Source organism: Pseudomonas sp. TE12508, from assembly GCF_056279485.1.
This window is the reverse complement of record NZ_JBWCCN010000038.1, coordinates 1-13,372: the sequence shown is the minus strand read 5'-3', so window position 1 is coordinate 13,372 and position 13,372 is coordinate 1. Positions and strand designations below refer to the sequence as shown.

At 59.6% G+C, this 13,372-nt stretch carries 14 protein-coding genes; 8 read left to right on the top strand and 6 right to left on the bottom strand.

Going from position 1 to position 13,372, the window contains the following annotated elements:
- Positions 1 to 216 precede the first annotated feature (216 nt).
- The gene (locus ACZ9IM_RS30400; RefSeq protein ID WP_427627773.1) at positions 217 to 1,638 is read right to left on the bottom strand and encodes an amino acid permease; all 1,422 of its coding nucleotides are present in this window, start codon (positions 1,636 to 1,638) and stop codon (positions 217 to 219) included.
- A 933-nt stretch (positions 1,639 to 2,571) separates the two neighbouring features.
- On the opposite strand from ACZ9IM_RS30400, the gene ACZ9IM_RS30395 reads away from it, so the two are divergent.
- On the top strand, positions 2,572 to 2,709 hold the full coding sequence (locus ACZ9IM_RS30395; RefSeq protein ID WP_007938535.1) for a hypothetical protein: 138 nt from the start codon (positions 2,572 to 2,574) through the stop codon (positions 2,707 to 2,709).
- 67 nt (positions 2,710 to 2,776) lie between these two features.
- Positions 2,777 to 3,742 carry a M29 family metallopeptidase gene (locus tag ACZ9IM_RS30390; RefSeq protein ID WP_008010991.1) on the top strand — a complete coding sequence of 322 codons (966 nt, stop codon included), beginning with the start codon at positions 2,777 to 2,779 and terminating at the stop codon, positions 3,740 to 3,742.
- A 198-nt stretch (positions 3,743 to 3,940) separates the two neighbouring features.
- Here ACZ9IM_RS30390 and rluB read toward each other — a convergent pair whose 3' ends face one another.
- The 5 genes from rluB to ACZ9IM_RS30365 form a co-directional block, all read right to left on the bottom strand.
- Entirely contained in the window at positions 3,941 to 5,206 is a 1,266-nt protein-coding gene (rluB, locus tag ACZ9IM_RS30385; RefSeq protein WP_192345682.1) for a 23S rRNA pseudouridine(2605) synthase RluB, read from the bottom strand.
- Between the two features lie 302 nt (positions 5,207 to 5,508).
- Positions 5,509 to 6,483 (bottom strand): SMC-Scp complex subunit ScpB, encoded by a 975-nt coding sequence (scpB, locus tag ACZ9IM_RS30380; RefSeq protein WP_427627770.1) that lies wholly within the window; start codon positions 6,481 to 6,483, stop codon positions 5,509 to 5,511.
- An 11-nt stretch (positions 6,484 to 6,494) separates the two neighbouring features.
- Positions 6,495 to 7,253 carry a segregation and condensation protein A gene (locus ACZ9IM_RS30375; protein WP_177319506.1) on the bottom strand — a complete coding sequence of 253 codons (759 nt, stop codon included), beginning with the start codon at positions 7,251 to 7,253 and terminating at the stop codon, positions 6,495 to 6,497.
- Positions 7,254 to 7,313: 60 nt separating this feature from the next.
- Positions 7,314 to 7,943 carry an L-threonylcarbamoyladenylate synthase gene (locus ACZ9IM_RS30370; protein WP_032830619.1) on the bottom strand — a complete coding sequence of 210 codons (630 nt, stop codon included), beginning with the start codon at positions 7,941 to 7,943 and terminating at the stop codon, positions 7,314 to 7,316.
- A gap of 13 nt (positions 7,944 to 7,956) precedes the next feature.
- Positions 7,957 to 8,820 carry a PHP domain-containing protein gene (locus ACZ9IM_RS30365; RefSeq protein WP_095051714.1) on the bottom strand — a complete coding sequence of 288 codons (864 nt, stop codon included), beginning with the start codon at positions 8,818 to 8,820 and terminating at the stop codon, positions 7,957 to 7,959.
- 87 nt (positions 8,821 to 8,907) lie between these two features.
- Here ACZ9IM_RS30365 and ACZ9IM_RS30360 point away from each other — a divergent pair, with 87 nt between their 5' ends.
- The 6 genes from ACZ9IM_RS30360 (at position 8,908) to ACZ9IM_RS30335 (ending at position 13,294) form a co-directional block, all read left to right on the top strand.
- A complete protein-coding gene (locus ACZ9IM_RS30360; RefSeq protein ID WP_123495966.1) occupies positions 8,908 to 9,504 on the top strand; it encodes a septation protein A in 597 nt (198 codons plus the stop codon).
- Position 9,505: 1 nt separating this feature from the next.
- Positions 9,506 to 9,805: a YciI family protein gene (locus ACZ9IM_RS30355; protein WP_007984134.1), complete on the top strand. Its 300-nt coding sequence runs from the start codon at positions 9,506 to 9,508 to the stop codon at positions 9,803 to 9,805.
- A gap of 110 nt (positions 9,806 to 9,915) precedes the next feature.
- Positions 9,916 to 10,329, top strand: a complete 414-nt coding sequence (locus ACZ9IM_RS30350) for an SH3 domain-containing protein (protein ID WP_427627765.1) — start codon at positions 9,916 to 9,918, stop codon at positions 10,327 to 10,329.
- 7 nt (positions 10,330 to 10,336) lie between these two features.
- Positions 10,337 to 11,014, top strand: coding sequence for a response regulator transcription factor (locus ACZ9IM_RS30345; protein WP_008010984.1), 678 nt, complete (start codon positions 10,337 to 10,339; stop codon positions 11,012 to 11,014).
- A gap of 255 nt (positions 11,015 to 11,269) precedes the next feature.
- Positions 11,270 to 11,719: a Spy/CpxP family protein refolding chaperone gene (locus ACZ9IM_RS30340; protein WP_427627763.1), complete on the top strand. Its 450-nt coding sequence runs from the start codon at positions 11,270 to 11,272 to the stop codon at positions 11,717 to 11,719.
- Between the two features lie 234 nt (positions 11,720 to 11,953).
- On the top strand, positions 11,954 to 13,294 hold the full coding sequence (locus ACZ9IM_RS30335; protein WP_427627761.1) for a sensor histidine kinase: 1,341 nt from the start codon (positions 11,954 to 11,956) through the stop codon (positions 13,292 to 13,294).
- Positions 13,295 to 13,372: the final 78 nt, after the last annotated feature.

The window sequence follows — 13,372 nt, the reverse complement described above, 5'->3', positions numbered from 1 at the left end:
GTGCGTGGGGGGGGGGGGGGGGGGGGGGCGGGCTGGGGGCCGCCGCCCCCCCTCCCCTGCCTGGGGGGTGGGGGCGTATCGCCTGCCCCGAGGGCCGCCCCCCCCCCCCCCCCCCCCGCGCCCCCCCCCCCCCCCCCGCTCCCACAGGATTTTGTACGGAACCCATAAATGACAAACCCGGCACATGGCCGGGTTTGTTGTTTCTGCGCTTTGCACTTACTTGGCAGCGGAACCTGCGGCCTGCAACGCCTGCTGGGCGCTGCGCTTGTTCTTGATGCCGTAGCAGACCCACATGAACGCAACCCACACTGGAATCGCATACACCGAGATCTGGATGCCCGGGATCAGCAGCATCACGCCAAGGATGAACACCACGAACGCCAGGCAAACATAGTTGCCGTACGGGTACCACAGGGCCTTGAACAGCGGCGTCTGTTTGGTCTTGTCCATGTGCTGACGGAACTTGAAGTGCGAGAAGCTGATCATCGCCCAGTTGATTACCAAAGTGGCCACCACCAACGACATCAACAGTTCCAGCGCATGTTGCGGAACCAGGTAGTTCAGCAGCACCGCGACCAGGGTCACGGCAGCCGACGCCAGAATCGAACGCACCGGCACGCCACGCTTGTCGATCTTCGACAAGGCTTTCGGCGCATCGCCCTGCTCGGCCATGCCCAGCAGCATACGGCTGTTGCAGTAGGTGCCGCTGTTGTACACCGACAGCGCCGCAGTCAGGACCACGAAGTTGAGGATGTGCGCGGCGGTGTTGCTGCCGAGCATCGAGAACACTTGCACGAACGGGCTACCGCTGTAGGCATCGCCGGACGCATTCAGCGTCGTCAGCAGGCTGTCCCAAGGCGTCAGCGACAGCAGGACCACCAACGCACCGATGTAGAAAATCAAAATCCGGTAGATCACCTGGTTGATCGCTTTCGGGATCACGGTTTTCGGTTTGTCCGCTTCGGCTGCGGTGAAACCGAGCATTTCCAGGCCGCCGAAGGAGAACATGATGATCGCCATGGCCATCACCAGACCGCTGACGCCGTTCGGGAAGAAGCCGCCGTGTTCCCACAGGTTGGTCACGGAGGCTTGTGGGCCGCCGTTGCCGCTGACCAACAAGTAGCTGCCCAGGGCGATCATGCCGACAATCGCCACAACCTTGATGATCGCGAACCAGAACTCGGCCTCACCGAAGACTTTGACGTTGGCCAGGTTGATCAGGTTGATCAATACAAAGAACCCGGCTGCCGAGACCCAGGTCGGGATATCCGGCGCCCAGTAATGGATGTATTTGCCGACCGCGGTCAGCTCGGACATGCCCACCAGGATGTACAGAATCCAGCAGTTCCAGCCCGACAGGAAGCCGGCAAAACCGCCCCAGTATTTGTGGGCGAAGTGGCTGAAGGAACCGGCGACTGGCTCTTCGACGATCATTTCGCCGAGTTGGCGCATGATCATGAAAGCGATGAAGCCGCAGATGGCGTAGCCGAGAATCATCGACGGGCCAGCGGATTTGAGCACGCCGGCCGAGCCAAGGAACAACCCGGTACCGATCGCGCCACCGAGGGCGATCAGTTGAATATGGCGATTTTTCAGGCCGCGTTTCAGCTCGCCTGAATGCGAGTTTTGTCCACTCATGAAAAGGGTCTCACGCAAGGTTTGATGATGTTCAGTAGACGTTGCTGCTCGGTTGCGATTTCAAGCAGCGCCGATCAAACCCCAGCGCAGGCACCAGGAGTTCAGCGTTTTTACGACAGTCATGCGTCACCTGTTTGTTTTTATCTGTGACGAAATCGAACCCGACACGCTCGTGACGCGGCGGAGTGAACAAGGCGGATAGCCTTGAGGTTTGCGCTGTTGCGCAGAGGGTCACAGTTAAAACGCGGCGCATTGTACACCTGTAACCCCCTGCTGCCAGACACCGCTGGATCAGCGCGTCGGTTGCCGGGATTGCCTGTGTCCGCCTCGAGGGTCTCGGGCGACTGCAAAAATTGAGTCAGACCTTTGCAGGTCATCGATAAGGGCAGCGGAAAAATCGCCCTTGGGGGAGAGATGGAGATGAGTCACGGCGTACATTGCGCCTCCTTCTTGTTATGCACCTGCACGACAGGCATGGGGCGCATCTCACCCTTCATACGCTGCTGAAACAAGCGCGCCAGAGCCCTTGAAGGGTACAAAATCGCCGGCTGACGGAAGGTTTTCCTTACAGACCTTTCCATCGCGGCATTCCACGGGGTTTGAGAGCCCTTTTCGTAAGGTTTTATTGACAAGGTGTAACGTAAATTTTCCAAATCAGATCAAAAAGTCAACTGACTGTAAATTGACGATAGGAAGCTTCCTAAGGAAATTTTCGGCTTAGTTTTCTGTTTTTTATTAAGAAAATTGGCCTTCGAAAAATGGAACAAATAGTTCAAATGAAAATTGTTTAATTATTTTTTTGCATTCCAAAACCCTGTGAACTAGGTTTTCAGCGACTTGCCGAACTGCATCGTCCGGCACGTTGACGCGCTCTTCAACGAGTGAAAAGCACGCCGCTGTTCTTACCGAAAAAGTCATCTAGGAGAATTCACCATGCAAGCACTGGACAAAGACTTGGACACTGAACTGCAACTGGACGATTGGTTTGAAGCACCGACCCACGAAGCCGCCGTCGAAATGATGCAAGCCGACGCGGTTGTTCCGTTCGGCACGGCGATGTGGCCTCTGTAAGACATCCCGGCAGGCACGATCCGGCCGGTCGTGCCTGCCACTTTCTCGGTTTGTCAGGGAGGATTACATGGATAAGCAACGGGCCATCTCGCATTTCCTTTACTACCTCGAACATCACCCTGCCGTTGCCGGCATCAATCCGGCGAAGGTCTTGCTCGGCCATACCGCCGATTACGAGGCACATACCTGCGCCATCGCCGAACAGGCCGGTAACAGCCCACGGTTCAGCTTCAGCGCGATGCGTCTGGACCTCGAACCCACCGAATTGCTGGCGCAGGCGATTACCGACAGCGATCTGTACATTTTCTTCTACGACTCTTCCACCCTGCCCAACCCGCGTCCCGACGGCCCGGAATTTGTCCGTGCGCTGCAGGGCGTGATGGCGCAGAACTGGAAGAAGTCATTGCTGTTCAAGGATTACGGCGATTACTTCTACGACACCTTCAGTGTCACCCCGCAGCGAATTGCCGGGTTGAATAGCCACTTGATCCAGCGCATGTCCCACGCCACCACCCTGAGTTTCAAAGATGATCATGGGTCGTGGTTCGAAACACCCTTGAGCAGTATCAAGAAGTGGACCGACATCAACGGTATCGGCAACTTCGATCTGGCGCCCGGCGAGATCGCTACTCATAGCGAGGCCATTAATGGCCGGGTGAAATTTATGGGGACTTTCCTCAGTACGATTCCATTTGCCCGCAAGTACGGCGTATTGGCGTCACCGCTGGAGTTGTGGATCGAGAACTCCACCATCAGCAAAATCGCCACCGATGTGCCGGGGCTGGAACATGACTTCAACAAGTACCTGGACGCCAATCCGTCCAATCGGCGAATCGAGGAACTGGGGATCGGCACCAACGAAGGCGTGAAAGATTTGTATGCACGCAATGCCGGGTTCGAGGAGCGCCATTGCGGTTTGCACCTTGGCTTGGGCGGAGGTGCCAAGGGTAGCCATCATCTGGATTTGATCTTCTCTGGCGGCGTGTTGGCGCTGGATGATGACCCGGTGTTTGATCGGCGGTTTGTGTTCTAGCTGATCGTTCCCACGCTCCGCGTGGGAATGCCTCAATGGACGCTCCGCGTCCGCTTTCGAGAGGTGACGCGGAGCGTCACGGGCTGCATTCCCACGCGGAGCGTGGGAACGATCAACTCACAAACACCACAAAACTAAAGACAGCCCCAAAAAAAACGCCATCCCGAGGGATGGCGTTTTTCATGGAGCGCTCACCGATTACTCAGGCTTGCGACGACCGAAGCCCGGGCGCTGGCCGGAACCGGCTGGTGCACCGCGGCGTTTGCCCGATGGCGCGTCACGGTCGACCAGGACGATGCCTGGGCGTTTCTTCGGCGCCGGCTTGGCCGGGCGCTTGGTGTCGGCCGGGCGGTCTGCCACGGGCGTACCACGACCGGCAGGCGCACCGCGATCGCTGCGACCACCGGACGGCGCGCCACGGCCTTCGCCACGCTCAGTGCGACCGTTGGCCGGACGTGGCGTGCGTGGACTGCGCTCGCCGTCCTGACGTGGTGCTGGCTTGCGGGCCGGGCGTTCGCCTTCGATCTGTGGCTCGCGGGATTCGCGCGGGCTGGCGGCGGTCGAACCCGCAGCTGGACGCAGGGTACGCACGCGTTCGGTCTTGCCCACCGGACGGGACGATTTGCGCTGCATACGCTCAAGCTTGTCTTTGCTCTTGGCGTTCATTTGCGGCATCGCCACCGGGGTCAGGCCGACTTCAGCACTGAGAATGTCGACTTCGTACTGGCTCATTTCGCGCCAGCGGCCCATCGGCAGGTCGGAGTTGAGGAACACCGGACCGAAACGCACGCGCTTCAGGCGGCTGACCACCAGGCCCTGGGATTCCCACAGACGACGGACTTCGCGGTTACGACCTTCCATCACCACGCAGTGGTACCAGTGGTTGAAACCTTCGCCACCCGGAGCCTGTTTGATGTCGGTGAACTTGGCCGGGCCGTCTTCGAGCACCACGCCTGCCTTCAGGCGTTCAATCATCTCGTCGTCGACTTCGCCACGTACACGTACCGCGTATTCACGGTCCATTTCGTAGGATGGGTGCATCAGGCGGTTGGCCAATTCCCCGTCGGTGGTGAACATCAGCAAACCGGTGGTGTTGATGTCCAGACGACCGATGTTGATCCAGCGACCTTCTTTCGGGCGCGGCATCTTGTCAAACACGGTCGGACGACCTTCAGGGTCGTTACGGGTGCAGATTTCACCGTCGGGTTTGTTGTACATGATCACGCGACGTACCGACTCGGCGGCTTCTTCGCGCTTGATCACCCGGCCATCGATGGTGATGGCGTCATGCAGGTCGACGCGCTGGCCGAGGGTGGCGTCTTTGCCATTGACCTTGATGCGGCCGTGGCTGATCCAGGCTTCTACGTCACGGCGCGAGCCGACGCCGATACGGGCGAGGACTTTCTGCAGCTTTTCGCCTGCAGGGCCGATTTCCTGGTCGTCTTTCTGGTCGTTGATACTCATCTGGGCACCTCCCGGTGTGGTCTGTTCAGGCTTGTGCCTGAAGATGTGAAAGCTGGTCGTTTGACGAAGAGATCGCCAAAGGGTCGCGAATCATACGCTCATGGAGACGTTCGCGCATCAGAGACTAGCTGATCGACAGTCGGTTATTTGCTTTTGCGCCGAACGGTGGTGCCGAGTTTAATCAACCGGAGAACACGGAACCCTTGTGGGAGCGAGCCTGCTCGCGATGACGGCAGTACATTCAGCATCAAAGTGACTGATAGACCGCTATCGCGAGCAGGCTCGCTCCCACAGGATTCGGGTCAGTCGTCGAATTGGCGGCGTTCGTTTTCGATCGCTTCGGCGAGGGCCTGGGCTTCGGCTTCTTCGTCGGTCAATTCGGGCTCGGGTTTCGGCTGTTCAAGCGCGGCTACAGCGGCCAGGAGCTTTTCGCGAGCTTCGGCGACGCCAAGAATATCGTCTTCCTGCTCTGGTTCGACTTCGGCGTCAGCCTCGACCTGAGGTTCAACTTCGGTTTCAGGCTCGGGTTGAACCGACTCCCCTTCCGTCTCGGTCACCGTCCCATCGCGCAACAAATCATCGAAGTCGGTCTTGAGCCCCTCTTCCATGGTGTCCAGTTCCAGCAACAGAGTGTGGAAACTGGTTTCTTCCTTGGGTTCTTCCGGCTCGGCGCTGGCATCAGCCAATTCCTGCAGGCTGGCAGGCACGGGGGCGTCGTCAAAATCGAGCACAGGATCGGGTTCAAGTTCGCGCAGTTCGGCGAGTGGCGGCAGGTCGTCGAGATTCTTCAGGTTGAAGTGATCGAGAAACGCCTTGGTGGTGGCGAACATCGCCGGTTTGCCGGGTACGTCGCGGTAACCGACGATGCGGATCCACTCACGCTCCAGCAGGGTTTTCACGATGTGGCTGTTGACGGCCACGCCGCGCACGTCTTCGATCTCGCCCCGGGTGATTGGCTGGCGATAGGCGATCAGGGCCATGGTTTCGAGCATGGCGCGGGAATAGCGTTGCGGCCGCTCTTCCCACAAACGTCCGACCCACGGCGCGAACTTTTCGCGGATCTGCAGGCGATACCCGGAGGCGACTTCCTTCAACTCGAAAGCACGACCATCGCAGGATTTGGCCAGAATCGTCAGCGCTTTCTTGAACACAGGGGGCTCGGGCCGCTCGCCTTCTTCGAAGAGTTCGAACAGGCGTTCAAGCGATTGCGGTTTTCCCGAGGCCAACAGAAAGGCTTCAAGCAGTGGCGCCAGCTCGCGGGGTTCAGTCAGGTTCATGATTCAACTCGTTATTCGGCTCGGGCCCGGACATGGATCGCCGCGAACGGCTCATTCTGCACCAGCTCGACCAAGGATTCCTTGACCAGCTCGAGGATCGCCATAAAGGTCACCACCACCCCCAGGCGCCCTTCTTCAGCGGTGAACAGCTCGACAAAGGGCACAAAACCGCCGCCCTTGAGCCGTTCCAGCACATCGCTCATGCGCTCGCGGGTGGACAGCGCTTCACGGCTGACCTGGTGGCTTTCGAACATGTCGCCACGGCGCAAGACCTCGGCCATGGACATCAGCAACTCTCCCAGACTCACATCCGGCAACAGTTTGCGCGCCCGGGCTTCCGGGGCATCGAGCTTGGGCACCACCACGTCGCGGCCGACGCGGCTCAGGCCATCGATGCCTTCGGCAGCAGCCTTGAAACGCTCGTACTCCTGCAAGCGGCGAATGAGCTCGGCGCGAGGATCGTCCTCTTCGTCTTCGATCGTCTCGGCACGGGGTAACAGCATCCGCGACTTGATCTCGGCGAGCATCGCGGCCATCACCAGGTACTCGGCGGCCAGCTCCAGGCGCACCGACTGCATCAACTCGACATAGCCCATGTACTGCCGGGTGATTTCCGCCACCGGGATGTCGAGGATGTTGATGTTCTGTTTGCGGATCAGGTACAGCAGCAAGTCGAGCGGACCTTCGAAGGCCTCAAGAAACACCTCGAGCGCATCCGGCGGGATGTACAGGTCCAGCGGCATTTCCATGACCGCCTGGCCATAGACCATGGCGAAAGGCAGTTCTTGCTGGGCGCCGGCCTGGCTGTCGACGGGTTCTACTGCTGACATCTAGGCCTCGGCCATGAAAGGCGCAGGGTCGCCGCAACCGACGCGGATGATTTCCGGTTCGCCGTCGGCGAGGCTGATCACGGTGGACGCCTTGATCCCGCCGAAACCGCCGTCGATGATCAGGTCGACCTGATGCTCAAGCAACTGGCGCATTTCGTAAGGATCGCTCAACGGGTCGGTGTCGCCGGGCATGATCAGGGTCACGCTCATCAGCGGCTCGCCGAGTTCTTCCAGCAGTGCCAGGGCAATCGGATGGCTTGGCACACGCAGGCCGATGGTGCGTTTTTTCGGGTGCAGCAACAGCCGCGGGACTTCGCGGGTGGCGTTGAGAATGAAGGTGTAAGGGCCAGGCAAGTGAGCCTTGAGCACACGGAAGGTGCCGGTATCGATCTTGGCAAACAGCCCCAACTGCGACAGATCGCTGCAAATCAGCGCGAAGTTGTGCTTCTCATCCAGCTGACGCAGCCGGCGTACGCGTTCCACGGCGTTCTTGTCGCCGATCTGGCAACCAATGGCGTAGGAAGAGTCTGTGGGATAAATCACCACCCCGCCGTTGCGGATGATCTCGACAGCCTGTTTGATCAGGCGCGGTTGCGGGTTTTCCGGATGAATCTGGAAAAATTGACTCACATTCTCTACCTGTTCAGACGACGGCAATAATTGGGTCATGTTTGAATCGACACCACAGTGGTGGCAGATCCTCCGGGAGCGGGCGGTATTCACCGATCTCGGACCAGCCTCCAGGGCCATGAAAATCACTGCCGGCGCTGACCAGCAGACCAAACTCGCGGGCTAGAATCGCCAAACTGCCCACCTGCTCGGCGGGTTGATGGCCATTGACCACTTCAATCGCGTGGCCCCCTGCTTGAATATAGTCGGCAATCAGGCGGCGACGTTTGCTGCGAGTGAAATCGTAGTGCCAGGGATGCGCCAGGCTGACCCAGGCGCCCGCGGCGCGCAGGGTTTCGACAGTGTCTTCCAGGGTCGGCCAGTGTTGTTTGACGTCGCCCAGTTTGCCGGCGCCCAACCATTTGCGGAACGCTTCGGCGCGATCCTTGACGAAACCTTCGCGCACCATCCAGTCGGCGAAGTGCGGACGGGCCGGCGCGTTACCGCTGTCGCCCAGCTCCTGTTGAATGGCCCGAGCGCCGTCGAGCGCCCCCGGCATGCCTTTCAACGCCAACTTGCGGCTTATTTCTTCGGACCGTAGCCAGCGGCCATCGTGCAATTTTGCAATGGCCTCGACCAACGGCGGCGCATTGACGTCGAAACCGTAGCCCAAAACGTGAATGGTCGCCCCGCCCCAGGTGCAGGACAATTCGACGCCATTGACCAGTTGCATCCCCAGCACCGTCGCGGCGCTACGGGCCTCGTCGAGGCCCTCAAGGGTGTCGTGATCGGTCAAGGCCAGGACTCGCACGCCTTTCTCGAACGCACGCGCAACCAGTACCGCAGGCGCGAGGGCGCCATCGGAAGCCGTGCTATGGCAGTGCAAATCAACATTCACAGGACTGTGTAACCTCAAATCAGCTGACGCTATCGCGCGTCAATATGTTTGTTATTATGCCGCCACATCCTGCTTCTGGCTGCCACTGTGAAACAATTCATCGACTTCATCCCGCTTCTGCTGTTTTTCATCGTCTTCAAAATCGATCCACGGGTCGTCGATATCGGCGGTTATCAACTGTCTGTCGGTGGTATTTACAGCGCCACCGCCGTGCTGATCATCAGCTCCCTGGTGGTTTACGGCACGCTGTTCATCAAGCAGCGCAAGCTGGAGAAGAGCCAGTGGCTGACCCTCATCGCCTGCCTGGTCTTCGGTAGCCTGACCCTGGCGTTCCACAGCGAGACCTTCCTGAAATGGAAAGCCCCGGTGGTCAACTGGCTGTTCGCCCTCGGGTTCATCGGCAGCCACTTCATCGGTGATCAACTGTTGATCAAACGCATCATGGGCCACGCGCTGACCCTGCCAGAGCCGGTCTGGACCCGTCTGAACATCGCCTGGATCGGGTTTTTCCTGTTTTGCGGCGCCGCCAACCTGTTCGTCGCGTTTACGTTCCAGAGCTACTGGGTCGACTTCAAAGTCTTCGGCAGCCTGGGCATGACGTTGCTGTTCCTGGTCGCCCAGGGCATTTACCTGTCCCGCCACCTGCACGACGCCGATACCACCACGCCAAAAACCGAGGACTGACATGCTTTACGCAATCATTGCCACAGACGTCGCCAACTCCCTGGAAGCCCGCCTGGCCGCACGGCCTGCGCACCTTGAGCGACTGCAAGTGCTTAAAGGCGAAGGTCGTATCGTACTGGCCGGCCCGCACCCGGCCGTCGACAGCAATGATCCGGGCGCGGCGGGTTTCACCGGCAGCCTGATCGTTGCCGAATTCGATTCGCTGAGCGCCGCACAGGCCTGGGCCGATGCCGACCCGTACATTGCCGCAGGCGTCTACGCCAACGTTTTGGTCAAGCCGTTCAAGCAAGTCCTCCCGTAAAGTCCTTCAGCGCGATGAACCTTGTCGGTTCATCGCGTGTTCAATCGCTCATTATTCTCGTTTACCGGCCGACAACCTGCCCAATACTCGTATTGGAATCAGGAGTTGCGATGCGCAAAGGTCCGTTGTGTCTGATGTTGGTGACGTTGTCGATCATGGCGCCCGCCCACGGTGAAGAAAGCGCCAATGGCGGTAGTTCGACGCCGCTGTCCTTGAGCGCCGGCAGCCAGATCACCGAGTTGCAGCAGCGCTTGAAGGCAAGCGAGCAGCAACGAGAAGAGCTGAGCAAACAACTGCAAAATACCGATGGCGAACGCGAAAGCGCTCAGTTGAGCCGGTTGCGCCAGGAGAATCAGCGCCTCAAGCTGCAACTCAAGGAGGCTCAGGCCAGCAGCCCGCTGCCACGCCTGCTGACAGATCAGCAGCAATGGTTCGTGATTGGGGGCGCAGTAGCGCTATTGGCCTTGCTCTGCGGTATCTTCGCCAGTGGTGCAACCAGAAAACGTCGGCAATGGCTAAATTGAGTGAGTCATGAGCGAGCTGTTATTAATTGATGATGACCAGGAGCTGTGTGAGCTCCTGAGTAGTTGGCTGAGCCAGGAAGGCTTTCAGGTCCGCGCCTGCCACGATGGCCAGAGCGCGCGCCGGGCGTTGGCCGAAACTTCCCCGGCGGCCGTGGTGCTGGACGTGATGCTGCCGGATGGCAGTGGCCTGGAACTGCTCAAGCAACTGCGCAGTGACCATCCGGATTTACCGGTGCTGATGCTTTCGGCCCGTGGCGAACCGCTGGATCGCATCCTCGGCCTGGAACTCGGTGCCGATGATTACCTGGCCAAACCGTGCGACCCACGAGAGCTGACAGCGCGCCTGCGCGCAGTGTTGCGCCGCAGTCATCCGACGGCAGTTTCCAGCCAGCTCGAATTGGGTGACTTGTGCTTCAGCCCGGTGCGTGGCGTGGTCAGCATCGATGAACAGGAGTTCACCCTCACTGTCTCCGAAAGCCGCCTGCTCGAAGCCCTGCTCAAGCAACCCGGCGAACCGCTGGATAAACAGGAACTGGCACAAATCGCCCTCGGTCGCAAACTGACCCTGTACGACCGCAGCCTGGACATGCACGTGAGCAACCTGCGCAAAAAAATCGGCCCACACCCCGACGGCCGCCCGCGCATCGTGGCCCTGCGCAGTCGCGGTTACTACTACAGCCTGTAAGAACGAACGGACATGAGCAACCTGTGGCGAGGGAGCTTGCTCCCGCTGGGCTGCGAAGCGGCCCCAAAAGCGGGACTGCTACGCAGTCCAGCGGGAGCAAGCTCCCTCGCCACAGACTGGTAGCTGTGGGGTTTTGTCAGGTCGGCACAAGACCCTCTTTACCCAAGCTTTACGCTCCGCTGACCGCCGCTGACCTTGATCTGCGTAATCTGCACACATCCGGAACGTACCGGGAACGAGACAAGGAGATACACCATGCGCAAGACTCTTATCGCTCTGATGTTTGCTGCCGCCCTGCCGACCGTTGCCATGGCCATGCCTGAAGGCACAGGTCCGATGGGTGATCACATGGACGGCTCACGCCACGGCGGTCAGATGCACGGCATGCACGGTAAAGGCCCTTACAGCCAGCTGGACCTGAGCCGCGAACAGCGCGAGCAAATCCGCAAGATCATGGGCGAGCAGATGCATGAGCGTCAGCAATTGGTCGACAAGTACCTGGAAAAACTCTCGCCAGCCGATCAGAAAGCCCTGAAAGACGAGATGGCGGCCAAGCACAAGAAAGCCGAAGCCGACGTTCGCGCACTGCTGAAACCGGATCAACAGAAGCAATTCGACGAGATCCAGAAGAAAAAGGCTGAGCGTCGCGCCGAATGGGCCGAGTTCAAGGCCTGGAAAGCGCAGCAAGCGCAAAAAGCGCAATAATGCGCTAACCCCGGACCCGACGGCTAACCCGTTGGGTCTGTTGCCACTCAGTCTAATGTGGGAGCGGGCTTGTGTGGCGAGGGGGCTTGCCCCCGTTGGGTCGCGAAGCGGCCCCGACATTTCAAAGTTAAACCGCAGGTAATGGTTTACGACTGCTTCGCAGCCGAACGGGGGCAAGCCCCCTCGCCACATTGGCCCGCTCCCACATGGATTGCGCTTGTTTGAGGATTTTCTGTGCGCTCATTGTTCTGGCGTATTCTGGCCAGCTTCTGGCTGGCCATCGCTCTGGTTGCAGGGCTTTCCATTCTGCTCGGGCACATGCTCAACCAGGACGCGTGGATTCTCAGTCGCCACCCGGGCCTCAACACCTTGGCCGAACAGTGGACGCAAACTTACGAAAGCCAGGGAGAAGAAGCCGCCCAGGACATTCTGGAACAGCGCAAGCGTCAGTATCACATCAACGTTCAAGTGCTCAACGAGGCAGGTGACCCGGTGGTACGCGGTACCTTTCCACGGCGGGCGGCGGCCTTCGAAGCACGACAGAACAACGATGATCGACGCCTGCCATGGCGGCGTCTGACCGATGAATACACCAGCGCCAAGACAGGCGACACCTATCTGCTGATCTATCGCGTCCCGCACCCGGAACTGGACGCCTGGCACCGCGAAAGCCTGCTCTGGCCGTTGAGTGCACTGGGCATCGCACTGGTGGTGTTGACTCTGTTCAGCTTGCTGGTGACCTTTTCCATCACGCGACCACTGAGCCGTTTACGAAGCGCCGTGCATGACCTGGGGCAGACAACGTATCAACAAAACAGCCTGGCGAAACTGGCCAACCGCCGCGATGAATTCGGTGTGCTGGCCAACGACTTCAATCGCATGGGCGCACGCCTGCAAAGCCTGATCGGCAGCCAGCGGCAATTACTGCGGGACGTGTCTCACGAATTACGCTCACCCTTGGCCCGACTGCGCATTGCCTTGGCACTGGCCGAGCGGGCCAACCCTGAGGAGCGGGAAAAACTCTGGCCACGCCTGACCCGTGAATGCGATCGACTGGAAGCGTTGATCAGCGAAATCCTGGTACTGGCGCGCGTCGATGCCGACAACGCCAGTGCCGAAGAAGTCGATCTAAACGCGCTGCTCACTACCCTGCAAAAAGACGCTCAGTTGGGTTCGCCCGAGCAGAACGTGCACCTTGAAGTCGAGCCGCAACTGAACCTCAAAGGCTGGCCGACCATGATCGAGCGCGCCGTGGACAACCTGCTACGCAATGCCCAGCGCTTTAACCCGGTCGGGCAACCGATCGAAATGCAGGCGTTGCGTCAGGGCGACAGGATTGTGGTCAGCGTGCGCGATCACGGCCCTGGCGTAGAAACCGAGCATTTGAATCAGCTGGCTGAACCGTTCTATCGGGCACCGGGGCAAACAGCGGCCGGGCATGGCCTCGGGCTGGCCATTGCGCGTCGTGCGGCGGAGCGCCATGGCGGCAGTCTGGTGCTGGCCAATCACCCGGAGGGCGGATTTATTGCCAGCCTTGAATTGCCGTTGGTGCCGGGGGCTGTGGTTCAACCCTGAACCCTGTGGGAGCGGGCTTGCTCGCGAAGACGGAGTGTCAGTCGACATCATCGTTGCCTGACACTCCGCTTTCGCGAG